Source organism: Cohnella xylanilytica, assembly GCF_014212175.1.
GTDB lineage: Bacteria > Bacillota > Bacilli > Paenibacillales > Paenibacillaceae > Cohnella > Cohnella xylanilytica.
The window spans coordinates 82403-108357 of sequence record NZ_JACJVR010000002.1 but is presented as its reverse complement, the minus strand read 5'-3'; the positions used below and the strand labels follow the sequence as shown (position 1 = coordinate 108357).

The window sequence follows — 25955 nt, the reverse complement described above, 5'->3', positions numbered from 1 at the left end:
TGTATTATGGATTTGAAGAGGTAAAAAATAGGAACATGAGTTCCTGTTTGTTTCCATTTTCCTAAGTTGCACCAGAATATCCTTTCCAATTCGGGGTAATGATTTTTAATGTACCGATTGTAAAAGGAAGGTGAGACCGTGGGAGAAATTATTCACTTTAACAGAAGGGTGAGGCCTATGATCACCATTCACGATGTAGCAAGAGCGTTTCTTAATATGGAGTCAATGTCCCCTAAGAAGCTTCAGAAGCTTTGCTTCTATGCTTATTCTTGGTACCGTTATTATTTCAATAAACCGCTATTCGAGAACAAATTCCAGGCATGGGTTCATGGCCCGGTGGATCCCGGGTTGTATCATGCTTATAAGGAATACGGGTGGGCACTTATTCCTAGAGAGACCACTGTTCCTGATTCAATCACTGACGATACAGAGATATATGAGTTTTTAGAGTCTGTGTTTGAATCATACGGTCATCTGGATGCTGATGAATTAGAGGCATTGACTCACGATCAGATTCCTTGGAAACGAGCTAGAAATGGACTCCAGCCATACCAAGCGTCGAATGCCCCGATCAGCGATCAAGATATTATAGAACAGGCCCAGGTGGAATTGGAAGATGCCAACTCCTAAAGAGGAACGTCGTAGCTACATAATCCCGAAACCAGGGGCCCCTTCTTCTAAAGGAATGGGGTCCCTGATTTCAGAAACGGCAAAAAAAACGATAAAAAAATATGCTGAGGAGAATGTCATTTTTTCTTGGCAATTTTTCGATCGTGGCCATGAGTATTTTAATTGTGGGAATGCTGATCAGGGCTGGCTTTTAAATTGCCTAGATACTATGAAAAAAGTTTCTGGTATGAAGGTCGTTGAATTCAAGGTACATCATCAAAAACCGTTAAGAGTGCACCCTCATGATTGGAATGTTGTAAGCGCAAAGTTCCCTTTGAATGAGGAACTCTTCAAACAAATAGAGCATGATGCCTACCAATTTGCTATTTCTACTGCAAGGGGTAGAGTGCACGGATTTCTAATTGATAATGTTTTCTACATAGTATGGTTAGATCCAGATCATAATTTATATCCTTCGAAAAAGCATGGCGGTATAGTAAAGTGTGACCCGCCTGACGACTGTTATGATTGTTATAGTGCAGAATTACTAGCATTAGAAGAGGAGAGAGAAGAAATTTATTCAGAAATTGATAGATACGCATTGGAGTTAGAATTAAGGATGAATAAAAATGATTTTTATTAGAGCAGCAGCTACAAGCTAGCTGCTTTTTTGTTAGAACTTACCGGGGTATCCGGCTCTCCCCTAATGATACAATCAGTATATCAGGTTTGATATACGGATGGTGTATGACATGTTCCTTCCTCCAATGCTCCTCCAAAAACGTGAACAGCCCTTCGACGAAGAGCGGTTCATATTTGAACCCAAGATTGACGGCCATCGGCTCATCGTATCAGTCGTGGACGGCCACGTTCGGCTATACACGCGTCACCATAACGACGTGACTCGCCAGTACCCCGAGCTGCACGACGTGCCGGTTGCAGGCGGCGCAGACGTCGTTCTGGATGGTGAGGTCGCGGTCGTCCAGCCGAATACGGGCGCGGTGGACTTCGAAGCGGTCATGGAGCGGTTCCACATTCGGCGGCCGGGGAGGATCGCTCAGGCGGCAATCTCCCAGCCTGTCCAATTCTTCGTATTCGATATTCTGCACTATCGTGGCGCGGACCTCCGTGGGCTCCCTCTCAGTGAGCGAAAGGCAATCCTGAGAGAAGTCATCGGGAGCAACCAATATTTTTCGCATGTCCTGTCGATTCCCCGGGAAGGCCGAGCACTCTTCGAAGCGGTGAAGGAGAAACAGCTCGAGGGGATCGTAGCAAAGCGGGCTGATAGCCGTTATGTCGGCCGCCGGGATCCGGCATGGCAGAAGATCATAAACTACATGTACGCGGACGTGGCGATCTTCGGATACCGGCGAGGAGACTTCGGTTGGTTGGTCCAGCATGAGGGGCGTCCAGCTGGGATCATCGAGCTCGCGGTACCGGCTTCACACAAGCAGGCGTTTTACAGGGTAACGAGCGGCCTCATCGCTGGAGAGGACCGAAACTTTGTGTATCTTGAGCCGAGGATTAAAGCCCATGTGAGATTCAGGAATTGGACGAAGCGTGGGTTGCTGCGTTCCCCGGAGTTCGTTCGGTTTATCTTGTGATGGTACAACCTTCCATCGTAATGTAAAAATATGTCGAATATAAGACTGTTTCTTCTCCTAGATGTTGGATACAATCAAGGCATTAGGGAGAGGAGTTGTTATTATGAAAAAGGGTAATAAGAGATTTTGGACTACATTAATGTGCTTGGTTGCGCTAACTACACTCACTTCGGCAATTCCTGTTTCTGCTCAAATTTCTGAGGGACGGGCAGTTTACTTTTCCATTCCGATGAATTTACCCTGTCAAGATAATTTTGTTATTCAAATGGCATTAAACGTAACTAATTTAAGTGGGCAGTCTGTGCCGACGACTGTAAATTTGTATTCTGTCGATGGAACGCCCATGATAATTGAAGGCAATGACCAGGCAGGATATGCATCTGACATTACACCTGGAACTGCGTTCGACCTTGATGCAAATGCAACACGTCAATACCATATCACATTACAAAATAACAGCGACAACCCAGAGTTTCATTCCTGCTCAAATAAAGTGTTCTCTGGAAAAATTGAGCTTGCAAACAACAGTGGTCTAGTTGTTGCTAGTGGCTCCATCTGGACATATCATCACAATCGCACAACTAATGAGACATATAATACTTCATCGCTCCCTATTAACATCAATGACGGCAAACCGTTCTAATTCATCAACAAGCTGGGTCTTCGGGCTCGGCTATTTTTGCCTCTTGAATAAGAACGCATGTTCTGAGTATACTGAGAACAAATGTTCTTATTTTGGAGGCGAGGAGCATGATCGACAAATACGTTGGCCAGCTTATCAACATCATTTATGTTGATCGCCATGGGCGGATTACTCAACGAAGGATCACCGTTTATTCCGTTGGCGGTGGCCAGGTCCGAGCGTACGACCACACAAGGCAAGGGATGCGAACATTCCATGTGGAGGGCATTCTGGCGCAGGAGCCGGTGAACAGCTATGCCTCGTGAACGAGAACGGACCATTTTCCTCGTCGACGGCCAATCCTTTTACGCGTCAGTTGAGAAGGCTGCTCGCCCAGAGCTCAAGAGCAAGCCGATAGCGGTCGGCGATCCCGCACGAAAGTCAGGGATCATTCTTGCTGCCTGCCCGATCGCTAAGTCGCGCGGGGTGACGACCGCGGAGCGAGTCGGCGAGGCACTGGCTAAGTGCCCGGATCTGGTTGTTATACGGCCGAGGATGCAACGTTACATCACTATATCGTTATTGATCACGCAAATATTCGAGAGTTTTACCGACCTGGTCGAGCCATACTCGATTGATGAGCAGTTCCTCGACGTGACAGGTTCACTATCTCTGTTCGGAAGTCCTGACGAGATTGCCCGGCAGATCCAAGCTCAAGTCCTCGCCTCAACTGGTGTTTGGTCGCGCGTTGGTATCGGACCGACGAAAATACTTGCCAAAACGGCAACGGATAACTTTGCGAAAAAACGGCCTGACGGGATCTACAGACTAGGCCCCGAGAACATCGAAAAAGATTTATGGTCGCTGCCGATCCATCAGATGTTTATGGTGGCCTCGAGGATGACGCGGCATTTTATACGTATGGGACTACCGACAATCGGCGATGTGGCGCGCCTGGATCTAGGTGAATTCAAGCGTCGAATGCGTCGCGAGATGGGAAAACAATCGGATATCCAGGCAGAGTACTACTGGCAGACGGCCCGCGGGATCGATCCGAGCCCTGTTGTGCCTTCCATCCGGGGAGCGCTCAAATCCGTGAGCCACGGTAAGGCCTTGAGGGCAAGTCTTTACCGCAAACTTGAGGATATTGAGGTCGTGCTCCTTGAGCTTGTCGTGGAGGTCTGCCGGCGGGCCCGGCGTCTTGGGTATCAGGGGCGTGTGTTGACGGTGGGAGCTGTCGAAACGGATGGAGAAAGGGTATCCGGATTTAGCCGGCAAACGACACTCCCACAGCCCACATCCTTGACACATGAGGTAGCAGCTGCAGCGCAGCAACTATTCGAGAAATATTGGGGCGGATTGCCGGTTGCTCGATTGTATGTAGGGATCACGGAACTATCGAGTGACCAAACGTACCAATTAACGCTTTTCGATAACAGGCCGGCGGCGTACGCACTCGAACGTGCGACGGACATGATAAAAGACCGTTTCGGTGATGCTGCAATTATGAGAGCCTCATCCCTGCTCGAGGCTGGGGTGGCTCGTGAGAGGGCCGGGCAGATCGGAGGCCACTTTAAGTAATGAGTAAACTGAACGGGAACGAACGATGGAAGTCGAAGATGCTGCTCACGGAGCACCAGGAGCTTTATGAGCTACGGAATGGGGAGAGCGACATGACAGCAGTTCCAAAGCCGGGAAAAGGGAAAAGCGGGCCAAAGCGCCCTACGCGAGACGAGTTCGAACTTGAGGTGATCGGTGAGCGACTAGTGGAGGCAAAGCAGGAGGATTCCGAGGCCGTGCTGACCATATGGGGGCGGGATGAACCGGTGTACGGACTGATCGTGGAGATGGATTCGCGGACGAAACTGGTTCACGTGATGAAATACGGGGAAACGGTCAAGGTACCGTTCATGGATATTATGAAGGTAGGGAGCCCCGAGTGATCGGGGCGTTTTTCATTCTAACACTTCTAACGTTTTTTCTAACGCGAACCGGATCACAAGGGAAACTTAGGGAATACAAAACGTGAAAAACCTGATAATATAGGCCTTGCGGATACTAAGGGAAAGGTACGGAAAAGTACATCTACGCATTCGTAATGCGTAGGTCGGGGGTTCGAATCCCTTCATCAGCACCACTTAACTTCTCAAATGAAACGCGGATTCCGAGATGATCGGGACCGCGTTTTTTGCTTGATGGGGCCGATCTTCCAACAATGATCTAACCTTTAATCAGTTCAAACATTTTTTTATTTTTTTGGGGTCCAATTCGCTGCTCGGGGTCCTCTTTTTTTCTACGAAAGACCATTTCGCTGACAGACTACTTAGGATGTGGAGACATGGGAGTCTCACTGATGGTTGCAATCGGAATCGGAATTCGAGTCACATGGACCCTGGTTTATAGACCTCGCGCTGTAACGAACTCCAGCGATCTTATTTAGGGCCCTACGGGGGAAAAAGGGGCTTCCCGCACGAAATAGCGTCTATACGATTCGTTAGAACCGAAAATCCACGAGTTTGGGCGAAATAGCGTCTCCTCGATTCGTTAGCTGACTCCCCCCATCGAAAGGGTACAGACTATGCAAGCCAACTGCTTGTTATTGGCTTACTTCCTCGATTCCAACAAGGAAATGATCTTCCCCGCACCAAGTACCAGCAAGGCCGCAGCCAGGCTATAAGAGGCCGTCGTTAAGCCCGATACGAGAGCAAGCTCTTCGTTCACCTCGCTCGAGAGGGAATACTGATAACACCCCGCCACGACCCCGACTATGGCGATAACGCCCGATGCGACCGCGAACGCCGGGAACCATCGGCTCGGCTCTTGAGCGGAAGATACCCTCTCCGCTTGCTGCTGATGGCTCGCGCAATAGCCGTTCTCGAGCGCCTCCGAATCGCAGGAGTATATTTTGCACAGCTTTATCTCCGACATGTCTGCTCGCTCCGGATCGTCCCGATCGGCTCGGGGATTGGCTTCCATCCATCGTGTCTTCCTATTGTAGCATGGATATTCTTGGGCAGGACGACATCGACTCCAAGCAACATTTCCTTTAAATAGCGCGTCTTCTTGAGACAAAGGCGGTGGGAAGATGAGAAAAGTCGGATGGCTGATGGTGGCTGCGCTTCTTCTGTCGGCCTGTACGAATTCGGGCTCCGACCCGATGGCCCAAGCAGGACCGTCACAAGAGACGAAGGTCATGAGCCAAGCTTCGTTCGCTTATCCGTCCATTCATTGGAACGATACCCTGTACAGAGCGACGGAGGACAAAATCGATCAAGTCGGCGAACAACTCGGCGAAATCGCGTATCCATCGACCGATCATATCCAAGTTGCGGAACAGGATAAGGACCATCCGACTCCCGAGCCGGAGCGTACGGACGAGCCTTATTCGAACCTTTATGCAAAAGGGACCCAAATTTACTCCATCGCCGATACGGATCCATCCGATGCGGTAGCCGTCCGAATCGGCGATCGCGAATACGTAAAAGCCGTAGCCGCTTCGCGTCCCTAACCATCCGGCTGCCGCGGTTCATCCCGCCCGATTCAGGGTACAATAACCATGCGCCGGCCGTTCCGCTACGGAACGGCCCGATCCGACATGAGACGGGAGTGGATAGCGATGAAGCAGAGCGTGAAGAAGGTCGCCTTCCTGCTGGCCGACGGCTACGAAGACTCGGAGATGAAGAACCCCTACGACGCCATCGTCGAGAACGGCGACGATCCCGTTATCATTAGCCTCCGCAAGGAGGACGAGCTGAAGGGCAAGAAGGGGACGATTACGTATGTGTCCCACCTGGCCGCCTCGGAAGCGAACGCGTCCGATTACGAAGCGGTCATTATCCCGGGAGGCGGCTCTCCGGCCAAGCTGAGAGAGGACCCGGCGGTGCTCGAATTCGTCCGCAAGGCGCACGAGAGGGGCATTCCGATCGCCGCGATCTGCCACGGCCCGCAGGTGCTGGCCTCGGCCGGAGTGCTGCGCGGCAAGACGCTGACCGGCTATTCCGGCATCAAGGACGAGATCCAGGAGGCCGGAGGCGCGTTCGTCGACCGGGAGGTCGTCGTGGACGACAACCTCATTACGTCCCGGGGTCCGCAGGACGAGTCGGTCTTCATCAAGGAGACGATCGACAAGCTGGGCGTCTCCGCGTACTGACCGTGTGTCGCGGCGCTTCGGCCTCAAGCCGATCGTCGCCAGAGAAGGTTGATCTTCGGTTCGCGTTGGCGGACCGAAGATCAACCTTTTTTTTTGGAGACTGTTGCCGGCTGCCCCTGCGAACCTACCCCTTCGCGACGACCGCATCGCGTTTAACCCCGGCCTCAGCTGCCGCGAGGGGGCGCTCCCGCTGGAGCTTCTCGATCTCCTCCCACAGGATCGCTTCGAACGTGCGCCGCTGGATCTGCTCCAGTCTCCGGTAGGCCAGCGAATGGGTGACGCCGAAGTGGGCGGCGATCAGGTCGGCGGCCTCGCTCTGGCGGTCCGGAAGCCGGCAATGCTTCAGCATGGAATAGGGCATGGAAGCGTACAGGACGAACCGGTTCGCGTCGGCCTCCTGGCTCTCGAGGAACGCCCGCGGCATGAGCGTCTGGTTGCCGGCATGGCGCAGAATGTGGCACAGCTCGTGCAGGAAGTCCTCCCACTGCTCCGCCCGGCTCAGCCGCTTGTCGACGAGGATGGAGCGAAGACCCATCCACTCGAGCGCCTTGCTGCCCTGATTCAAGTAATGGACCCATACGTTGAGGCGCGAGGCGACCTCGTCGACCGTCAGCTGCTCCGGCGACCGGATCCCCGCTCTCCTCCACAGGTTCTCGATCCACTCCTCCATCGGAGTCGGTTTATAATATCGAAGCATGCGGACACCTCGCTTGTCGTGCGAATGTATGTTCGTATTTTATGCCAAAAAAACCGCCCTGACAAGGGCGTAAAGTCGGATGGACAAACGTAAAATTATTCCCCCTGGCGGTCTCCCGGCTTGCGGCCGCGTTCCTTCTCCCGGATAAACTCCCAGAATCTCCGCATTTCTTCTTTTCTCTCTTCGGGGGCGTTCAGATAATCCTTGAAGAATGTTCCGTGCGCGGGATCGCTGATAAAGCGTTCGAATTCGGCGTAATCCAGCGAAGGAGCGACCGGTCCCGGCTCGGGGGACGAATCCTCCGTCCGGCCCAGCAGATAGTCCGCCGTCGTCCGGTAATATTCCGCGAACCGCGCGAGCATCTCGGGGTCCGGCTTGCGGTCGTCCGATTCGTAGCGGGAGAGCTGAACGTTGCTGATGCCGAGCTCCCGGGCGGCGTCCATCTGCGTCTTGGCGAACCGTTCCCTCCGTTCCCGAAGGCGCATACCGAGTGTCATGGCCATCTTCCTTTTCATCCGAGACTAGTAGATCCATCATATCATAGTTTTCCGTTTTGGCAAAATAATATTCTGAACTCTCGCAAAAACGGGTTGACATTTACCGAAATGGTAATGTATGATCTTTCCACGGCAACCAATAGGGGGTCGAAAACGAGAGGAATGGACGGGTCGCTTCATCCTATCCGCCTCGTGTTTGCCAAATTGGCAAAACAACAAAACCAACCCATCACCTTGAGAAGGGGAGCGTGGAAAAAATGAAAAGAGAACTTAACGCCTATCGGCAAGTCGAGGACCTCGGCCCGGCGACGCTGGAAGTCTATATCGAGACGAGAAGAGGGCTGCTGCTCGCGGCGGACAAGCTGACCCGGCGCATGCGGGAGCTCGAGCCGATCCGGACGGTGGAGGAGATGGACCTGATTCTCCAGCTCGACCGGGACCGGAAGCTGATCGTCGAGATGATCTCGGATTGCTCGTACGTCATCGAGTGGCTGGAGACGGGCCGCAGGCCGGGCAACCGCAGAGGCATCGAGCGGCGAGCCGCTTACCAGAGGGAGATTCCGACCGATCCCGCCCGGCTGCCCGCCGTGGCTTACCGGGACGCGGACCCGGAGGAGCCGCCGGAGGCCGATTCCGAGATCAAGCATCTTCGCCTCATGGCCGCCCTTCGCGGGCTCACCGACCGGGAGAGGGAATGCTTCTCCCTGGCCCACGGGCAAGGCTGCTCCTACTCGGAGATCGCCGGGCTGCTGCATCTGAGCAAGTCGAGCGTCGGCACCTACGTCGTGCGGGCGCAGCGCAAGATCGCGGCGAACGTCGGCAGCGTCGTCGTATTGGTCGGGTGAAGCCGCGCGATGAGACGGCCGAAGGCACGGCATAGGCGAAGCGGGGAAAAACGGGAAGCAGCCTGCCGCGGATCCGGCAGGCTGCGAGACGGGGCCGGCGTTAAGCGTGAAGCTTCGCCAGCAGGTCCTGAAGCCGTTCGAGGTTCTGCTGGTTGCCTTCGATGCAGTACGATTTGACCTGATCGAAAACTTCCTTCGTCGCGAACTCCTGATGGAAGGTCAGCCGCGTACGGCCGCCTTCGTCCTCGAACGAGCCCGTCAGCTTGAACGGCGGGAAGTGCAAATGCTCGATGACGATCCGTTCGTTCGGCCGAACTTCTCGGAAGACATTGTGATTGTCGTAGTCCGTCCCGTCCGGGCCGTGCATGACGAACTTCCAATCTCCGTCCGGCTTCGGCTCGAACACCTCGAACGTGTTCCGGAAGCCGCGGGGGCCCCACCACTGAGCCAATTGATCGGGGTCGATCCAGGCCTCGAAAACTTGCTCCCGGCTCGCGTTCAGCAGAACGGCGGTCGATACATCCTTTTCTCCTACGGTCGTGTTCATTCTTCATTCCTCCTTCTAATTATTGAAGTTTTAAGCTTGCTTCTTAAGCGCTACGCCCAGCGTATCCAGCATCTCCTTCGTGCCCTGCTCGCGCTGCGCCGGGTTGTCGTGGCCGTCCAGATAGATTCCTTGCTCGGTGAAAATAAGGCGGGTGCCGCCCTCCTCCGGCTTCAGCTCGATCGTCGTGGTGGACACCGAGATTCTCGTCTCGCCCATGTCCAGCGTATACGTGTAGACGATCCGCTCGTTCGGGACGATGTCCTGGTAGACCGCGTCGAAGGTGAAGACCGGACCTTCCGGCGGACCGCCGCGGCTGTACTCCCTTCCTCCGACGCGGAATTCGAATTGCTCGGCCTTCTGGAACCAGCCGGCCTTGGCGGCCGGGTCGGACCAGGCGGCATACACTTTGTCGGCGGTCGCGTCGTATACTCGTTCGATGACGAAGGTGTCGTGCACGGAGCTGCGTTCGTTCATGGGAATTCCTCCTAATGGGGTTCGTTCGATTCGTTGTCGTTCGGTCGGTCCGGTCGGTTCGGTCGGTTCGGTTCGTTCGGAATCTCGCTCTGCAGAAGGAAGGACGCCAGCCGGTCCAGATGGCTCTCCCAGCTTGCCCGGCGTTCCAGGGCGAACTTCTCCCGGGTCTGCTTCATCGTCTCGAACAGCTGGGTGAACTCCTCGACGCCGAGCGGATCTCTCGTTCTCATGCGGGCCGCCACGTGCTCCAGCTCCCGCAGCAGCTTCTGCTGAAGCCGGATCGTCTCCCGCAAGCGCTCGATCTGAAGCTTCACTACCTCGAGCGGGGTGTTGCGCTCGCCGGCAAGGAACGACTTGATCTCCTCCAGCGAGAGCCCCATCTCCTTCAGGGCCTGAATCTGCTGCAGCCTCGCGATGTCCGGCTCGAGGTAGAGCCGGTGGCCGGACTCCGTCTGGTCGGACGGGGACAGGAGGCCGATCTGGTCGTAGAACCTCAGCGTTCGGATCGTCACGCCGGACAGCTTGGCGAGCTCTCCGACTTTCCAATGGCGCTTCATGACCAACTCCTTCCTGGATGCCAGCTGGCGATCAACCGGTAATTTCACTATAAAACATGACGTTACGTAAGGTTCAAGAGGTTTGTTCGGAAAAAATCAAAAAATCGAGCGAGGTACGGAGAGAGTCATCGGAGGGCCGAAGAGGGGAGACGGGCAGGCGCGGAACGAGGTCAGCCGGGGCGGGTCGCTTCCTCCAGCCGGCGCAGGTTCTCGAACGCTTCCTCGTTCGAGGTCCCGCACATCTCGAGGGAAGCCGGCAGGCTGCCGCAGACGGCGGGGCGTTCCGGCCGGCCGAACAAGCCGCAGCGGTTGTCGGCGGTTAGTTGAACGCAGCGGACGCCCGCCGGCTTGCCTTCGGGCATTCCGGGAATCGGCGAGGAGATCGAGACGACGATGCAGCATGCGGCGCAGCCGGGTCGGCATTCCATGGCGCGGGCCTCCTTTTCCTATTTATATAGAGAGTCTCTTACAAGAGTAGAAGATGGAGCGCGGCATTGCAAGCGGGGGCGGCATGGAAGAAATCTCTCGGATCTCGGCGAAAGTTGTCGTACGAACGCCACCTATAGATGAGAGGGCGAAGCGGTCCTCTCGCTAGACGGGTCAGGGAGGGGTAGAGCGAACATGGCACGGAAGGAAGGGACGAACCATGAGGAACGGAATCCGGCAGCGCCTGGCGGCGGAACTTCCCGAGATTAACGGGCGGGTGCTCGAATCGCACGAGGACGGCTCGTCGCTGGACAAACCCTACGTCGTGCTCGTGCAAGGGGCGGACGCGGGCATCAACGATTGGACGGGGTACGGCCGGATGTACGAAGTGTGGCCCTACCAGTCGCTCGCGGCGGGCTTCTCGTCGGTCGATTCGCTGAGCGCCGCGATCGTCCGTTCGCTGGACGGGCAGACGCTCTCCGACTCGGCGACGGGCGAAGTGTTCACGTGCAAGTACGAGGGGACGGTCGGCTCCGATCTGGAGGACGAAGCGCGCGACGCCCTGACGCGGGGCCTGCGCTTCTCGGTGGCGGCGGTCGAACCCGCCGAACGGGCCGAGACGGTGCCGGGCGACTCCTGGCTGGACGCTCTCGCGGCCTGGACGCGGACGCTGCTGGGCCCGGAGTGGCAGGCCTACGTCGGCAAGTGGCCGCCGGGCTATCTCGAGCCCGCCGTTCTGTGGCGCATCGTCGGCCTGGAGACGGCGGACGGCAACGCGGCTGCGGTGAAGATTCGCAAGCAGGTAACCGGGCACGTGCTCGGACGGACGCCGAACGAGCAGACGGACGCCACGGTCCGGATAGCGGAAGGGCTGAAGCGGGATGGGAAAATCGCGCTGAACGAGGCCCAGAAGCAGCATGTCACCGTTCAAGAGTGCGCGGCGATCACCGAGGCCGACGCGCTGCGGTCGGGGCAGCTGTCGGTGACGCTCATGCGCCGCTCCGCGAGGAAGCCGGCCGGTTCGTCGCCGGAGGACGCTCCGCTTATGCGGGAGGTCCGTTACGACTCTATCGGGTTATGAGGTGAAGTCGAATGGCCGAGAAGAGGAAGAAAGCACCGGCTGCGTCGGGAATGGCCGCCGGGAAGAAGGCGGCTGGCGCCGCGGCCGCGAAGTACGGCCGGGACGAGCTCGTCCGGCAGGCCCGGGCTCTGCTTAGGGTATCCGAGGATGCCGCGGCGGGCGCTCTGTCCGGCTTGGACCGGGAAGAGCTGACGGTGGCGGAAGCGAAGCAAGCGATTCAACAATTTCTGAGAAGAAGGGTGAGCTGAACTATGGCAGGAGGCAATTGGAGCACGACGGATATGCCGGTGTTGCCCGGCTTTTATATGGCGTTTCGCTCGGCGGCGGCGGCTGCCGTCCAACCGGGAACGAGGGGAGTCGTCGCCGTCCCGGTGCGGGCGCACTGGGGACCGGCGCGCGAATTCGTGGAGGTGACGGGCGAAGCCGCGATCGCGGAGGCGTTCTCGGACAGCGAGCTCGGCGGAGCGACCGCTTATTCGACGCTGAAGCTGGCTCTGCTGGGCGGCGCGAGCAAGGTGCTGGCGTACCGGCTGACGGACGGCACCGAGGCGGCCGCGGCGGCGACGCTTCAGGACGCGGCGGCGGATACGCCGGCCAGCGTGCTGAAGCTGACGGCGAAGCATCCCGGCGAACGCGGCAACGCGTTCAAGGTGACGGTCCAGCCGAACGCGTCGGACGCCGGCAAGAAGGACCTGAAGCTGTACGAAGGAACGGCGCTGCTGCGGACGTTCACGTTCGATAACGGCTCCGTGCAGGCGGCGGCGGACGCCGTGAACGGCGATTCCGCGAACAAGTGGATTGCGGCGGCGGTGCTGGCGGAAGGCAATGGCCAGCTGGCGGACGCGACCGGCATCGCCCTGGCCGGCGGCAAGTCCGGCATCGAAGGCGTCGACAACGCCGACTACGTCGCGGCGCTCGGGGCGCTCGAGACGCAGGAGTTCAACACGCTCGCGCTCGACGGCGTGACCGATCCGGCGCTTCTCGCCAGCGTGCTGAGCTGGGTGAAGCGGGTGCGCGGGGAAGGCAAAGGCGTCATCGCCGTGCTCGGCGGATCGTCCGCCGACGACAAGGCGTCCGACGCCGTCGCCAAGGCGACCGCGCGCAGCGCGGGCTTCAACAGCGAAGGCATCGTCAACGTCGGCGTCGGCGCGAAGCTGGCCGGCGTCGAATACAGCTCGGCGCAGCTGTCGGCTTACGCGGCCGGTCTCATCGCGGGCCAAGCGCTGAGCGAATCGACCACGTACGCTCCGGCTCCGTTCGAGGACGTCACCCGCCGCTGGACGCGCAGCGAGCAGGAGCAAGCGGTTCGCGGCGGCGTGTTTCTTTTCATCCATGACGGACGTCAGGTTAAAGCGCTGCGCGGCGTGAACAGCCTCGTGTCGCTCGGCCAGAACCAGAGCGCCCCGTGGAAGAAGATCCGCACGATCCGCGTCATGGACAGCATCAACTCCGATCTGCAGCGCACGGCGGAGGACAGCTACATCGGCAAGGTGAACAACACCGAGGAAGGCCGCCTGGCGCTGATCGGCGCATGCAACCAATACCTTCAGACGCTGGCCCAATCCGGCGTCATCGAGGCGACCGGCTTCGACGTCTACGAGGACAAGAGCATCCCGGCCGAGCCGGACCAGGTGTTCCTGAAGTGGGAAGCGAAGCTGACGGACGTCGTGGAACAAATTTTCGGCACGTTTATCGTGCGATAAGGGGGACAACGGAACATGATGGATCCGACTAGAGCCATTCTGGGTACGTATGGGCAGGTTTTTATCGACGGGGTATGGCAGACGAACATCAACCACCTGGAGGCTTCCGTCGAGGTGGAGAAGCGCGAGCTGAAGCTGGCGGGCTCCGAGTGGACTACGCACAAGCTGGGCGCGAAGAAGGGCACCGGCACGATGAGCGGCTACAAGGTGACGAGCGACATGATCGCCCGCGGCTTCGCCAAGTTCAACATCATCAACAAGCTGAGCGACCCGGAGGCGTACGGCTTCGAGCGCATCGAGCTGTACAACTGCGTGGCGGACAAGCTGCAGCTGGCGAACTGGACCGCCGGCGAAGAGGTCGCCGAAGAGACGACCTTCACCTTCGAGGGCTACAAGCTGCTCGATCCGATCAAATCGAACTAACCTGGGGGGCTTGACGACATGGCATTCGAAGAACTGACGGAAGAGCAGGTGCTGAAGCGTCTTCTGGACGCGGATACGGTACCGGAGAAAACGGTGCTGCTGGAGCGCCTAGGCGTCCCCGTCCGGGTGCGCGGGCTGACCGGCAAGCAGGTGTTCAGCATCCGCGAGCGCTGCACGGAACGCAAGGAGAAGCGCGGGCAGACGATCGAGCGGCTGGATGAGGAGCTGTTCAACGTGTCGTTGATCGCGGCCGCGACTGTCTCCCCGAACTGGGGCGACTCGCAGCTGCTGGCGAAGTTCTCGGCCAGCGGCGCGGAGGAAGTGATCAAGCGCATCCTGCTCGCCGGCGAGCTGTCGGCTCTTGGCGACGTCGTGCTCGATCTGTCCGGCTTCAACACGGAGCTCGAAGACGTAAAAAACTGATTCGAACCGGGGCGCTGGCCAGTATGCTCCACGCCATCTGGACGCGGCACCATCTGCGCCCCGGTCAGTTCTGGCGGCTGCCGCGGGGCGAGCAGCTGTTCCTGATGGCCAGCATGGAACTCGAGCTGGAGGCGGCGGCGGACTCGGCTGCCTCCTCCGGCTAGAAAGGAGGGATGCGATATGTCCGAGCAACCGATCGCGAGGATTGACCTCGTCATCGACGCCAACGGCTTGGCGAAGACGGGCCGGGCGCTGCAGACGATGGACCGCTATCTGGACAAGCTGCGCCGGCGGGCGGAGGCTCTCAGTCGCGTGAAGATCACGCCGATGATCCGGCTGAACGATTGCCTATGCGGGGCCATTAAGGCGATCCGCGCGAAGCTGACGATGCTTACGCGCGAGGTGTGGGAAGTGAAGGTGCGGGCGAAGTTCTCGCTCGACCGGAAGATGCTCGACAAGATCAAGGCCGCGGTGAAGGTCGGGGTCGAGGTCGACGTCAAGGTGAACGTCCTGGCGAGCGTGATGGCCAAGGTAGGCGTGGAGAAGTCCAAGGAAGCCGGCGGTAAGGACAAGGATAAGGATAAGTCTATTTGGGACTGGCTCGTCGATGAGCTGAAAGATTTCGGAAAAAGCGTCAAGGATACCTACAAGGACCGGCTTAAGGAAAAGACTGTTGGCGTTATCGATAAAGGCATCGAGAAGTTATCCGGCGTGAAGGGCCTTGGCTGGCTCAAAGTGTTGCTGCCCGAGAAAAAGGACGAAGCCGGTAAAAACAATGCGGCGGTCAAAGTCAAATGCGTCTGCCAGTGCAAGTGCGACGGTAAGGGATACGGTCGTTCGAATGATCGGGACAAAGGCAGGGGCAAACGGAGCAAAAGGAGCGGCAGAGGCAAATCCGGCGGGCGCGGAAGGTCTAGAGGCGGCTCGATAAAGTCTCTTTTTAGCGGTATGAGGAACTTTTTCAAGGGAGTCGGCTCGAAGTCGGTCAAAGGGCTCGTTAAGGTCGTCACGCTTGGCGGCGCCGTTATGGGAGCGAAGGATTGGCTGAAAAACAAGATGCCCGCGGGCGCGAGTAAAGTTATCGCCAAAGGCAAGGAAAAACTCGTAGCCGCCAAGGATTGGGCCAAAAACAAACTGAGCGCGGCTCGCGAAGGCGCGGGCAAGGTCATGGCCCGAGGCAAAGAGAAGCTCTCGGCAGCAAGGGACTGGGCGAAGGACAAGCTGGGCGCCGCACGTCAAGGCGCGGGCAAGCTGCTGGCCAGAGGCAAAGAGAAGTTGTTAGGCGCGAAGGACTGGGCGAAGGACAAGCTGGGCGCCGCACGTCAAGGCGCGGGCAAGCTGCTGGCCCGGGGCAAAGAGAAGCTGCTGGGCGCGAAGGACTGGGCGAAGGATAAGCTGGGCGCCGCACGTCAAGGCGCGGGCAAGATGTTAGCCCAAGGCAAAGAGAAGCTGCTGGGCGCGAAGGACTGGGCAAAGGATAAGTTGGATACGGCTCGTAAAGGAGCGGGAAGCTGGCTGAAGAAGCGGTGGTCTTCCGTCCAAGGTCTAGCGGGCAAAGCCGAGGAGTTCGGCGGGAAAGCCGTCTCCGCGGTCAAGAAGGTGCCGGTGAAGTCGATGGCCAAAGGGCTGCTGCGCGGCGCGGGCAAGCTTATCCGGCCATTATCTTTAGCCATGGGTGCCGCCGATATCGCCAAGGCCAAGCCTGGAGATGAGCGCAACAAAGCCATCGGCCGGGCCGTCGGCGGTGGAATCGGAGCGGCTGCGCTCGGTACGCTAGGAACTCTGATTATGCCCGGGGTCGGTACCGCTGCCGGAACGGCGCTGGGCGGCATGGCCGGAGAATGGATCGGAGAGAAAGTCGGCGGTGCGGTCAACGGCGTCAAGAAGAAGCTGAAGAAGTTCGTGCCTCCGTTCCTTAGAAAGAAACCGGCGCCGGAGCCTGTTCCGACGCCGACAGCCTCTATCGGACCGCAGCAAGCGGCCGGCAACCGACCGTCTCCTTTTCCAAACAAGCCTACACCTCCTCCCTCCATTAACATAAATATCCCGCCGGGAGCGGTGCAGCTCACCGTGCAGGAGCCGAACATCGACTACGACGCGATCGCGGTCGAGATCGGTTCGAGGCTCGCGGTCTCTATCAAGCAGACCGTCGAGAACCGGGCCTGACAGACCGGAGCGGGAAAGAGGTGATCGCAAATAGACATCTACCTGTTCGATTCGTCCGGGAGCAGATTTCATTTTCCGGTCAATCCGGAAGAGATCTCGATTAGTCGGGAGAAGCAGTACGAGACCGTCAACATTCTCTCGCTCGGCGAAGTGGACGCGGCCCAGAAGGAGAAGGTGAAGGAGATCTCGTTCTCCTCCTTCTTCCCGAAGACCGCTGACGCCCGCTATTGCCGTTATTTGAATGTCCCGGATCCGCAAGCGGCGATGAACCGGCTGACCGCGATGATGATGGATTCGCGGCCGTCGCGGCTGATCATCACCGATACGATAATCAATTCGCTCGTATACGTCTCGGCGAATCATTCGACGTTCCGAGGCGGCGAGCCCGGCGACGTCTACTTCGACGTCAGCTTCCGCACTTGGCGGGAGATGAAGGTGCGCAAGAGCGCTGCCGCAGCAGGGGCTTCCGCCGCGTCCGCAACGGTGCGGTCGGACACGAAGCCGGTGCCGAAGGTGTACACGGTTCAGGCCGGAGACACGCTGTCCTCGATCGCCAAGCGCGAGTTGGGCAGCAGCTCGGAGTGGAGCGCCATCTATGAGAAAAACAAATCGACGATCGGCCGGGACCCGAACAAAATCGTTCCCGGCCAGAAGCTGGTGATGCCATGAGCGACTACGAAGTGGTTCTGGCCGAAACCTATTATCTTCGCGACCTGGTCGAGGAGATTACGCTGGAAGATTCGCTCGATGAGATCGCCTACCGGGCCTCGATCCGTTTGACCGTCACGCCGGACTGTCCCGCCATCGCACCTGGCCAAACGCTTCGCATCTCCGGCGTCCCGTATGGGGGCAAGGGGATGAAGGAGCTGCTTAATCCGGGCGTCGTCTGGGAGTGCTCGAGCTCGAACAACGGGACGAAGCACCTTAGCGTGACGGCGTACGATCGGACGATCTATCTGGCGAAGTCGGAGGATGAGCGGCTCATGCAGGCAGGGCAGACGGCCTCGCAGCGGCTGAAGCTGTATGCCAAGGACTGGGAGATCAAGACCGGCACCGTCCCGGATACGCGAATCGCGCTGGCTAGGAGCATCAAGCGTTGCCAATCGATTTTCTCCATGATGCTCGAGGATTTGAAGGAGACGGCGGACAAAGGCGGGGACCTGTACCGGCCCCGGATGACGCCCGCCGGATTGGAACTGGCCAAGGTGGGAGGCAACTCCACGGTGTGGGAACTGGAGACGGTCGAGGAGGTCTCGCAGAACCGGACGCTGGAGGGCGCCGTGACGCAGGTCAAGGTGCTCGGCAACCAGAGCGACGACGAGAAGCTGTCGCCGGTGCTGGCGCTCGTGAAGGGCGAGACGGCCAAGTACGGGACCCTGCAGAAGGTGATCCAGGACTGCAAGATCGAGACGGTCGCCCAAGCCCAGAAAGCCGCCAAAAACGCGCTGCTGGGCATGCAGGAGACGTTCGCCGTAACGGCGCCGGACATCAACACGATCCGGGCGGGGGATAAGGTGCGGTTGAACGGTCTCGACCTGATCGTGACCCGCGCCACCCACCGGCTCGGTACGCCGGGCCACATGGAGTTGGAGCTCGCGGCGGAAGCCAAGGTGAGGAGGGATTTCTGTGCCTGATCCGTTCAAGACGCTGATGTCGACGCTGGAAAACCGCTTCAGCGGAATTGCCGCCCAAGCGGTCTCCGGGCTGCCGGCGGAGCTGGGGACGATTACGGCGGGGGGACTTAAGCTGGATTCGTTCAAGCACGACATTCCGGATTACGGCGTGGCCGAATGGCTCGTGAAGCTTCACGTGCCTTCGATGAAGCTCGTCGGGACGCTGACGTCTCCGGTGAAGGAAGACGGGACGGCGCTGCCTGGCGCGACAACTTCGCAGCGAACGAGATTCGACGTTGAAGAGGTCGAGATCGACGAGGTACGGATGAATTGGCAGGCCGGCGTGCGGCCGGGCGACCGCGTGCTGGCCATTCCGGTGAACGCCGGCAACCATGCCGTCGTCGTGTGCAAGGTGGTGGGCGCGGGTGGCTAATCTGTTCCCTACGGAAGAAGCGGCTGTTGAAGGGGCGGAGACGTTGGATACTTCCGTCTCGTTCGGACGGAGCTTCCGGTTCGACTGGGACGCCGGAGAGTTCGCGTTGACGCCCACCGGCCGAATCGCCGGAGCCGAAGGCGCGGGCGCTTGGCTCGAATGGTGCGCCAAGGCTCTGCAGACGGAGAGATACCGTTATCTGGTCTACTCCCGAGGATATGGGCAGGAGTTCGATTCGCTGATCGGATCCGGTCTGTCGCGGGCGGCTGTCGAGAGCGAGATCGCCCGCATCGCGACGGAGACTCTGATGGCCGATCCGAGAACGGCGTCGGTGGGCAGCTTCTCGTACGAGTGGGAGAGAGACCGGTGTTTATTTACATGCGAGGTAACCAGCGTCCGCGACGAGACGGGAACCTTGCAAGGAAGCGTGGTGAATGTGGGATGACGGCTTTGCCGGATTATTTGCAGGATCAGACGGAAGAAGCCATCATGGCGCGCATGCTTGGGCGAGTTCCGGCGGACGTGGATAAGTCCGAGGGTTCCTTCGTATGGGATGCGCTCGCGCCGTCGGCCTATGAGCTGTTCAACTCCGTGCTGTGGGCGCAGGAGGTATTGAGGCGGGGCTTCGCTTCGACGACGTTCGGCGCTTATCTGGATTTGCGGTGCGAAGAGCACGGGGTGACCAGGCGGCCAGCCGTCAAGGCGACGGGGACTCTGCAGGTAACGGGGAAACCGGGCGTCAAGGTGGTCAAAGGGACAAGGGTGGCGACGGCCGCCGACCCGATCACCAATACGCCTTCGATCGAGTTCGAGACGGTTGGCGACGTTACGGTGCCGGAAGGCGGCGTCGCGTCGGTGGCGATCGAGGCGGTGGAGGCTGGTACATCCGGCAACGTGGCGGCCGGGGCGGTGAATGTCGTGGTCTCGACGGTTCCGGGGATCTCGGCGATCCTGAATCCGGAAGCGCTCAGCGGCGGAGCAGCCGAGGAGGGAGACGCTTCGTTGCTGGAGCGGCTCATGCTGAAGATCCGAAGCCCAGGCACAAGCGGCAACAAGGCGGACTATTTGCAGTGGGCGCTGCAGGTTGACGGTATCGGCGGCGCGGTTGTCGAGCCTTTGTGGAATGGGCCGGGTACCGTAAAGGTTTACGTGATCGACTCGGACAAGCGGGCTCCGAATGCGGAACTGGTCCGCAAGGTGCAGAACTACATTTCGCCCGTCGACGCGATGGGCGAAGGGAAGGCCCCGATCGGAGCCGCCGTGACGGTGACAGCGGCGACCGAAGTGCCCATTGCGGTGTCTGCTCAGTTGACTCTGCGCAACGGGGCCGGCTTGGCGGACGTTCAGGCCAAGTTCGTCAGCGAGTTGACGGATTACTTGAAGCAACTGGCGTTCACGGACACGGACACGGTGGTTCGGTATACCCGGATCGCGTCTTTGCTGCTGGATATCCCCGAGATCGTCGACTTCGCGGATTTGACCGTGAACGGCGGAAGCGGGTACGTCGAACTGGCGCTGGGCGAAGTGGCCGTTATAGGGACGGTGAGCTTCCATGTCTGAGCCGGCGACGATGCAGAGCGAGCGGGGCAAGGAGATGCTGGGCTACTTGCCCCCGTATTACGCGACTTCCCGGGTCATGAAGTCTCTAATGGACGCGCAGGGAGGGGAGCTGGACCGGCTGCGATCCGCGTTGGACGAGATTCTGGACCAATTCTTCGTCAGCACGGCTTCTTGGGGGCTCGAGGCTTGGGAGCGGGAGTTCGATATCCCCACCGATTCCGGCAAACCGATCGAACAGCGAAGAAGCGCGGTGAAGTCCAAGATTCTGGGGACGGGCACGGTGACGTTCGATTTGATCCGCAGCGTCGCCGGGTCTTACCAGAATGGCACAGTGGAAATTGTGAATCAGCCAACGGAGTACCGGTTTACGGTCAAATTCGTCGATACTCTCGGGCTTCCGCCGAACTTGAACGATGTCCGGGCCGCCATCGAAGCGATCAAACCCGCTCACTTGGCGGTGGAATACGAGTTCCGGTATTTCACGATTGGCGAGGTTCAGAAGATGACGATTCAACAAATCCAAAGCCACCGGTTAACGGACTTCGCTCCATTCCTGGATGCGTAGAAAGGAGCAGCCATGTCCATCTTTACTTCGATTTGGAATTTGCTGAAGAAGAACCCGGCGACGGACGGCAACGAGATGTTTAATATCGAGACGATGCTGAACGACAACTGGGATAAAATCGACTCCGCCCTCGGCATGAAGGGTGTGAACGCGGACGTTCGAGCCGCTACGATCGCAAATATTGCTCTAAGCGGGTTGCAGACCGTAGACGGAGTCGCGCTTGCGGCGGGCGACCGTGTTCTGGTCAAGAACCAGGGCGTTGGGAGCGAGAACGGAATTTACGTGGTCGGTTCGGCAGGGTGGGGGCGTGCATCCGATGCAGACTCTGCCGGGAAGCTGGCCGCAGGGGTCTTCGTTCATGTGAAGGAAGGATCCGCGAACGCGGGAACGGGGTGGATTCTGACGACCTCCGGGCCGATTGAGCTCGGCGCGACGCCTCTGACCTTCGCGCAGAAGACGGGCAGCGGCTCGGCGACGGATACGGTTATTGGACCGCGGACAGCCGACCCGAATACGTCGGTTGCCTATGGTTTGAGCGGCTCGGTCACCCAGCTGTTCTCTTGGGTGTTTAAGTATTTCAAGGCGATCACCGGAAAAGCCAATCCGTTCGACGCTCCGGACATGTCGCTGGCCTCCGTAAAGGCCCATGTCGATGCCACCGCACCTCATAGCGGCCATGCCGTCATCGGGCGAAAGGTGAATACGTCCAGCGGCCTTCAAGGCGGCGGCGACCTTTCCGCAGACCGCACCATATCTATCGCGGAAGGGGGAGTCTCGGATACCCACGTTGGCACACGCACGATCGACGACACAGTTACGGCGACAGCCGGAGCCGACACCCCGACCCGCCTCTGGTCGAAGCTCGGGAATATGATCAAGGCGATCACTGGCAAGAGCAACTGGTACACACCTCCGGTGACTACGATCGAGGCGCTGAATGCAAATAAGTTGAATGCTTCAGCTGTATCTACTTCTGATTCATTTAATAGCGTAGCCGCTCGCGATGGAAATGGATATATAACGGCACGTGGGTTTACTTCAACGAATGCTACAGGGAACGCTCCTTTTACCGTTTCGTCGACAACGATTGTCCCAAATCTTAACGCGGACATGGTGGATGGTTATCATGGGTCTGATTTAGCACTGTCTTCACAATGGACAGCCATTGGCAGATGCGGTACATGGTCTCGAATTCTAGAAATAATGGAATCAGATATTACAGGGCATTCCTTTCTCCTAAACATTTCCGGTACTCGGTCTAACGTCGTTTTCGATACTACTTTGATGATCAATACGTCGCATTATTTCAGAGGCAATATAGTACAACTTAACAACAATAGCTACTCTGAATTCGATATTCGAGCTGTTATCAACAATAACGGTGGAGGGTACATTGAGATATTCGATGTAGCTAATAACGACGGATCGAGTGTGCTAATGAGGTATAGCGTATCGGTAACTCATCTAAAAAAAGGACCTACTATAACACCGATAACATCATTCACAGACGGTACAAACATACCGTCCGGATTGCAACTAGCCAACCAAATACACACTAAAATTGGGCCGACGATGGTCGCAAATGGTTTTATCGCTACTGCCAAACAAGGAGATTCTCCATTTGCTATAACATCTACGACGAAAGTCGATAACCTAAACGCCGATATGGTCGACGGGTTCCACGCAGACAAACATGTAACAGGAGATAGTGCGGCCGTCAGATTGCCCAACGGAGATCTGAATGCCCGAGTGTTCGGCTCAACAGCAAAGGAGGGTACTGCTCCGTTCGTAGTAAATTCCACAACAATGGTGCCCAAGCTTAACGTTGAGATGGTTGGTGGGAGACGTGCGAGTGATTTTGTCCTTCAGTCGATTATTCTAGGTGAGGGCGCTGATCTTAATAACGAAACGGCTGTAGGTGAATATTTCTGTCCAGCAAACGCATGGGCATCGACTCAGTCGAACCTACCTCCAGGCGTAGCTGAGGCGTATGCGCTAAAAGTTACTAAACATGCTGGAGTTAATCAGACGCTAACAACCTACTTTCATGCTCAGAGAGCGCTCCGTATGTTTACGAGAAACTTTTACAACGGGGTTTGGGGAGCATGGATTGAGATATTGACTACGGATAACGGAGTCAAGAAAGCGTCCGTTAGTAACCTAGGGATTTCTAGCACAGCGGAAACAACGATCGCTTCTTTTTTTCCACCAATTGACGGCAATTATGATATTAAAGTGTATTTACGAGTAAGTATTAATGCCAATGTGTCAATAAAAATTAGTTACAACGATAGCAACGGTCCGCAAATTACCTATCTGGTTAATAATCAAGCCATGACAGTGGGGAGTTATAGTTTATTACCCGTTTTCCTGTTCGCACAAAAGAGTTCGAACCAACCAGTTGTTATATCCGCTAAGTCATCAGTTGCAAACGCTGTATCCGTTTCTGCTTCCATTTTAGAAGTCTAAATATAACGGGTAAAAATGTTTCTAATGGGAAAAATATTAGTCGATCCATACGATGAAAGAGTGTGGGAGCATTTCACAAATCAATAAATCTAAGGCTACCAGTTACGGACTTCGTTCGCTCTGTTTCTGGATGCATAGAGAGGAGCAACTATGTCCATCTTCACTTCAGTCTGGAAATTGTTGAAGAAGAACCCGCAGACGGATGGCAACGAGATGTTCAACATCGAGACGATGTTGAACGACAATTGGGATAAAATCGACTCCGCTCTCGGCCAGAAGGCCTTAAATGCTGACGTCCGCGCCGCGACGATCGCGAGTATTACATTGAACGGATTGCAGACCATAGATGGAGTCGTGCTAGCGGCTGGTGACCGCGTTCTGGTTAAGAACCAGGCGGTTGGTAGCGAGAACGGGATATATCTGGCCGGTTCGGCGGGGTGGGCGCGTGCATCCGATGCGGATTCTGCCGGAAAATTGGCCGCGGGGGTCTTCGTTCATGTGAAGGAAGGGATAGTTAATGGAGGAACAGGGTGGATTCTTACCACCTCCGGGCCGATCGAGCTTGGTACGACATCCCTGGTTTTCGCCCAGAAGACTGGTAATGGTTCGGCGACGGACGCAGTTATAGGACCGCGTACTGCAGATCCGAATATCTCGGCTTCCTATAGTTTGAGTGGCTCGGTTACTCAACTATTCTCTTGGGTGCTCAAGTATTTTAAAGCCATTACCGGAAAAGCTAATCCGTTCGACGCTCCGGATATAACATTGTCCTCTGCCAAAGCTCATGTCGATGCGGCAGCCCCCCATAGCGGACATGCGGTTGTCGAGCGGAAAGTGAATACGTCTGGTGGCCTTCAGGGTGGAGGAGATCTCTCTGCAGACCGCACCTTGTCTATCGCAGAAGCGGGAGTCACCGATAACCACATCGGGACCCGACTAATCGACGATTCCATCGCTGCTGTAGCCGGAGCAGATACTCCAACCCGCCTCTGGAGCAAGCTAGCGAACATGATCAAGGCAATTACCGGAAAGGCAAACTGGTGGACTCCGCCAGTAACGACGATCGAAGCATTGAATACGAACAAACTTAACGCTTCGACGTACACAGCTTCCGATGTCTTAACGAAGCTCAAGACGGTGGACGGGAACGGGAGCGGACTTGATTCGGATACTGTGGACGGTTTTCACGCCGATAAAGCAACTAGTGCAGACACCGTTGTTGTTCGATCGCCGAGCGGAAATATTGAAGCAAATATAATTAACTCCAAGGTAGCGGATGGAACGGCCCCTCTTAGTGTCATTTCTAAAACTGTTGTCCCCAATCTTAATGCGGACATGGTGGATGGGTACCACCTTGATCAAGACGTAAGGACAACGGGAGAGCCGTCATTTAGGACAGTAACAATTACTCAGGGGGCACAAAGCCTTATAATCCGTCCGGGCAATCTTGACCATGCTTACATGGCGTTTAACCCACGCACCTCCTCACCGGGCACGAGAGGGGCATTCGTGGGGTTTGGATCTGCCGGAAGCTCCATTTTTACGATTCAAAATGAGGTTAGTAGTGGTGCAATTCAGTTAGCAGCACCTAATAATGGCTATGTTCAATCATTAGCGCCTTTCGTGATGAATAATATTATCCGGATGAATTCTATTAAAGATACCGCCAGTCAATGGTCCCAAGCGATCTACTTTTACACGACGGATGCTAACGCTACAAAGACTACCAATAACTACTTACAAGTCGACACAGCAAACGATCTGAAGTATGCGAAAGCAGGAGGAACGCCTCAGGTTGTCTGGCACGCTGGAAATGACGGCAGCGGAAGCGGATTAGATGCGGATACGATTGACGGAAGACATGCAAGCGAATTTTCACCAGCGCATTACCCCGAGAATTATAAAAATGGTTCCGAGCTTCCTTCTTCGTATCCGAATAAACAGACAACGACCTTTTTCGCGCGGATGGATACAGGTGGATCAGGATGGCCCTATCCGTACGGTACAGTACAGACAATAAAGGGTTTTACTAACATGTCTGCAGTACAGTTTATCTATCCCTATAATTCAGATTCGCCAATTTTATATCGCTATGGACTCTATAACAACGATGTTTGGTTACCATGGCGCGAGCTCGCCACATCAGAAACGGCCGCAATGAGGCGGGGATCTGTTAGCGAGTACAACATCGCCACTGCAAACACTGATACAGAGTGCCTTCGTGCAAATAGTGTTGCGGGCGGTAATTATGACGTGAGAGTTTATCTTCGAGTTACAGCGGCCGCAACCGTAAGTATCTGGCTCAACTATACGGACGCTGGTGGTACGGTGCAAACAACATACGTCGTCTCCAATTCATCCTTTTCAACAGGAAGTTACAGCATGTTGCCTTTGTTCGTAAATATGAAAAATGGACAAAATATGGCACTTCTAGTCAAATCATCAGTCGCTAATGCAGTAAAAGTATCAGCTTCATTCGTGGGGGTGTAAC

At 56.7% G+C, this 25955-nt stretch carries 32 protein-coding genes; 25 read left to right on the top strand and 7 right to left on the bottom strand.

From position 1 onward, the window contains the following. Positions 1 to 177: 177 nt before the first annotated feature. From H7B90_RS00625 to H7B90_RS00595, 7 genes are all read left to right on the top strand, one after another. On the top strand, positions 178 to 630 hold the full coding sequence (locus H7B90_RS00625; RefSeq protein WP_185133921.1) for a Panacea domain-containing protein: 453 nt from the start codon (positions 178 to 180) through the stop codon (positions 628 to 630). After that, positions 617 to 1252, top strand: a complete 636-nt coding sequence (locus H7B90_RS00620; protein ID WP_185134006.1) for a hypothetical protein — start codon at positions 617 to 619, stop codon at positions 1250 to 1252. Before H7B90_RS00625 ends, H7B90_RS00620 begins: the two co-directional genes overlap by 14 nt. A gap of 97 nt (positions 1253 to 1349) precedes the next feature. Further along, entirely contained in the window at positions 1350 to 2213 is an 864-nt protein-coding gene (locus tag H7B90_RS00615; protein WP_311772655.1) for an ATP-dependent DNA ligase, read from the top strand. 103 nt (positions 2214 to 2316) lie between these two features. Next, positions 2317 to 2856 (top strand): hypothetical protein, encoded by a 540-nt coding sequence (locus tag H7B90_RS00610; protein WP_185133920.1) that lies wholly within the window; start codon positions 2317 to 2319, stop codon positions 2854 to 2856. A gap of 107 nt (positions 2857 to 2963) precedes the next feature. Continuing rightward, complete coding sequence (locus tag H7B90_RS00605; protein WP_185133919.1) at positions 2964 to 3161, top strand: hypothetical protein; 198 nt, start codon at positions 2964 to 2966, stop codon at positions 3159 to 3161. Beyond that, the gene (locus H7B90_RS00600; RefSeq protein ID WP_185133918.1) at positions 3151 to 4416 is read left to right on the top strand and encodes a DNA polymerase IV; all 1266 of its coding nucleotides are present in this window, start codon (positions 3151 to 3153) and stop codon (positions 4414 to 4416) included. The genes H7B90_RS00605 and H7B90_RS00600 overlap by 11 nt, the downstream gene beginning before the upstream one ends. Before the next feature lie 92 nt (positions 4417 to 4508). Next, on the top strand, positions 4509 to 4778 hold the full coding sequence (locus H7B90_RS00595) for a YolD-like family protein (protein WP_185134000.1): 270 nt from the start codon (positions 4509 to 4511) through the stop codon (positions 4776 to 4778). 661 nt (positions 4779 to 5439) lie between these two features. Here H7B90_RS00595 and H7B90_RS00590 read toward each other — a convergent pair. Further along, a complete protein-coding gene (locus tag H7B90_RS00590) occupies positions 5440 to 5763 on the bottom strand; it encodes a DUF5763 domain-containing protein (protein WP_185133917.1) in 324 nt (107 codons plus the stop codon). A gap of 157 nt (positions 5764 to 5920) precedes the next feature. Between H7B90_RS00590 and H7B90_RS00585 the strand changes: the two genes are divergently transcribed. Next, positions 5921 to 6343, top strand: coding sequence for a hypothetical protein (locus H7B90_RS00585; RefSeq protein ID WP_185133916.1), 423 nt, complete (start codon positions 5921 to 5923; stop codon positions 6341 to 6343). 108 nt (positions 6344 to 6451) lie between these two features. Further along, positions 6452 to 6985: a type 1 glutamine amidotransferase domain-containing protein gene (locus H7B90_RS00580; RefSeq protein ID WP_185133915.1), complete on the top strand. Its 534-nt coding sequence runs from the start codon at positions 6452 to 6454 to the stop codon at positions 6983 to 6985. Between the two features lie 124 nt (positions 6986 to 7109). Here the strand turns inward: H7B90_RS00580 and H7B90_RS00575 are convergent, their stop codons facing one another. Both H7B90_RS00575 and H7B90_RS00570 read right to left on the bottom strand, forming a co-directional pair. Continuing rightward, on the bottom strand, positions 7110 to 7682 hold the full coding sequence (locus tag H7B90_RS00575; protein WP_185133914.1) for an ImmA/IrrE family metallo-endopeptidase: 573 nt from the start codon (positions 7680 to 7682) through the stop codon (positions 7110 to 7112). A gap of 95 nt (positions 7683 to 7777) precedes the next feature. Next, positions 7778 to 8179 carry a helix-turn-helix domain-containing protein gene (locus tag H7B90_RS00570; RefSeq protein WP_185133913.1) on the bottom strand — a complete coding sequence of 134 codons (402 nt, stop codon included), beginning with the start codon at positions 8177 to 8179 and terminating at the stop codon, positions 7778 to 7780. Between the two features lie 257 nt (positions 8180 to 8436). Here H7B90_RS00570 and H7B90_RS00565 point away from each other — a divergent pair, with 257 nt between their 5' ends. Continuing rightward, positions 8437 to 9024 carry a sigma factor-like helix-turn-helix DNA-binding protein gene (locus H7B90_RS00565; protein ID WP_185133912.1) on the top strand — a complete coding sequence of 196 codons (588 nt, stop codon included), beginning with the start codon at positions 8437 to 8439 and terminating at the stop codon, positions 9022 to 9024. Positions 9025 to 9124: 100 nt separating this feature from the next. Here H7B90_RS00565 and H7B90_RS00560 read toward each other — a convergent pair whose 3' ends face one another. From H7B90_RS00560 to H7B90_RS00545, 4 genes are all read right to left on the bottom strand, one after another. Further along, the gene (locus H7B90_RS00560) at positions 9125 to 9571 is read right to left on the bottom strand and encodes an SRPBCC family protein (RefSeq protein ID WP_185133911.1); all 447 of its coding nucleotides are present in this window, start codon (positions 9569 to 9571) and stop codon (positions 9125 to 9127) included. Between the two features lie 30 nt (positions 9572 to 9601). Then, positions 9602 to 10045, bottom strand: a complete 444-nt coding sequence (locus H7B90_RS00555; RefSeq protein ID WP_185133910.1) for an SRPBCC family protein — start codon at positions 10043 to 10045, stop codon at positions 9602 to 9604. 11 nt (positions 10046 to 10056) lie between these two features. Then, positions 10057 to 10602, bottom strand: a complete 546-nt coding sequence (locus H7B90_RS00550) for a MerR family transcriptional regulator (protein WP_185133909.1) — start codon at positions 10600 to 10602, stop codon at positions 10057 to 10059. Between the two features lie 170 nt (positions 10603 to 10772). Then, positions 10773 to 11030 (bottom strand): YkgJ family cysteine cluster protein, encoded by a 258-nt coding sequence (locus H7B90_RS00545; RefSeq protein WP_185133908.1) that lies wholly within the window; start codon positions 11028 to 11030, stop codon positions 10773 to 10775. 218 nt (positions 11031 to 11248) lie between these two features. On the opposite strand from H7B90_RS00545, the gene H7B90_RS00540 reads away from it, so the two are divergent. The 15 genes from H7B90_RS00540 (at position 11249) to H7B90_RS00470 (ending at position 25954) form a co-directional block, all read left to right on the top strand. After that, positions 11249 to 12109 (top strand): hypothetical protein, encoded by an 861-nt coding sequence (locus H7B90_RS00540; RefSeq protein ID WP_185133907.1) that lies wholly within the window; start codon positions 11249 to 11251, stop codon positions 12107 to 12109. Positions 12110 to 12120: 11 nt separating this feature from the next. Beyond that, the gene (locus tag H7B90_RS00535; RefSeq protein WP_260410627.1) at positions 12121 to 12357 is read left to right on the top strand and encodes a YqzN/YkzM domain-containing protein; all 237 of its coding nucleotides are present in this window, start codon (positions 12121 to 12123) and stop codon (positions 12355 to 12357) included. 3 nt (positions 12358 to 12360) lie between these two features. Further along, complete coding sequence (locus H7B90_RS00530) at positions 12361 to 13812, top strand: phage tail sheath family protein (protein ID WP_185133906.1); 1452 nt, start codon at positions 12361 to 12363, stop codon at positions 13810 to 13812. Between the two features lie 15 nt (positions 13813 to 13827). After that, on the top strand, positions 13828 to 14235 hold the full coding sequence (locus H7B90_RS00525) for a phage tail tube protein (protein WP_185133905.1): 408 nt from the start codon (positions 13828 to 13830) through the stop codon (positions 14233 to 14235). An 18-nt stretch (positions 14236 to 14253) separates the two neighbouring features. Next, positions 14254 to 14658, top strand: a complete 405-nt coding sequence (locus H7B90_RS00520) for a phage tail assembly chaperone (protein WP_185133904.1) — start codon at positions 14254 to 14256, stop codon at positions 14656 to 14658. A gap of 23 nt (positions 14659 to 14681) precedes the next feature. Then, positions 14682 to 14822: a hypothetical protein gene (locus H7B90_RS00515; RefSeq protein ID WP_185133903.1), complete on the top strand. Its 141-nt coding sequence runs from the start codon at positions 14682 to 14684 to the stop codon at positions 14820 to 14822. A 16-nt stretch (positions 14823 to 14838) separates the two neighbouring features. Next, positions 14839 to 16824, top strand: a complete 1986-nt coding sequence (locus tag H7B90_RS00510; RefSeq protein WP_185133902.1) for a hypothetical protein — start codon at positions 14839 to 14841, stop codon at positions 16822 to 16824. Positions 16825 to 16854: 30 nt separating this feature from the next. Beyond that, a complete protein-coding gene (locus tag H7B90_RS00505) occupies positions 16855 to 17493 on the top strand; it encodes a LysM peptidoglycan-binding domain-containing protein (protein ID WP_185133998.1) in 639 nt (212 codons plus the stop codon). Then, positions 17490 to 18458: an XkdQ/YqbQ family protein gene (locus H7B90_RS00500; RefSeq protein ID WP_185133901.1), complete on the top strand. Its 969-nt coding sequence runs from the start codon at positions 17490 to 17492 to the stop codon at positions 18456 to 18458. Before H7B90_RS00505 ends, H7B90_RS00500 begins: the two co-directional genes overlap by 4 nt. After that, entirely contained in the window at positions 18451 to 18870 is a 420-nt protein-coding gene (locus H7B90_RS00495; protein ID WP_185133900.1) for an SIP domain-containing protein, read from the top strand. Before H7B90_RS00500 ends, H7B90_RS00495 begins: the two co-directional genes overlap by 8 nt. After that, the gene (locus H7B90_RS00490) at positions 18863 to 19315 is read left to right on the top strand and encodes a DUF2634 domain-containing protein (RefSeq protein WP_212960428.1); all 453 of its coding nucleotides are present in this window, start codon (positions 18863 to 18865) and stop codon (positions 19313 to 19315) included. Before H7B90_RS00495 ends, H7B90_RS00490 begins: the two co-directional genes overlap by 8 nt. Further along, a complete protein-coding gene (locus H7B90_RS00485; RefSeq protein ID WP_185133898.1) occupies positions 19312 to 20430 on the top strand; it encodes a baseplate J/gp47 family protein in 1119 nt (372 codons plus the stop codon). Before H7B90_RS00490 ends, H7B90_RS00485 begins: the two co-directional genes overlap by 4 nt. After that, the gene (locus H7B90_RS00480) at positions 20423 to 20995 is read left to right on the top strand and encodes a YmfQ family protein (RefSeq protein WP_260410626.1); all 573 of its coding nucleotides are present in this window, start codon (positions 20423 to 20425) and stop codon (positions 20993 to 20995) included. Before H7B90_RS00485 ends, H7B90_RS00480 begins: the two co-directional genes overlap by 8 nt. A gap of 12 nt (positions 20996 to 21007) precedes the next feature. Then, positions 21008 to 23464 carry a pyocin knob domain-containing protein gene (locus H7B90_RS00475; RefSeq protein WP_185133897.1) on the top strand — a complete coding sequence of 819 codons (2457 nt, stop codon included), beginning with the start codon at positions 21008 to 21010 and terminating at the stop codon, positions 23462 to 23464. Between the two features lie 150 nt (positions 23465 to 23614). Further along, positions 23615 to 25954, top strand: coding sequence for a hypothetical protein (locus H7B90_RS00470; protein WP_185133896.1), 2340 nt, complete (start codon positions 23615 to 23617; stop codon positions 25952 to 25954). Position 25955: the final 1 nt, after the last annotated feature.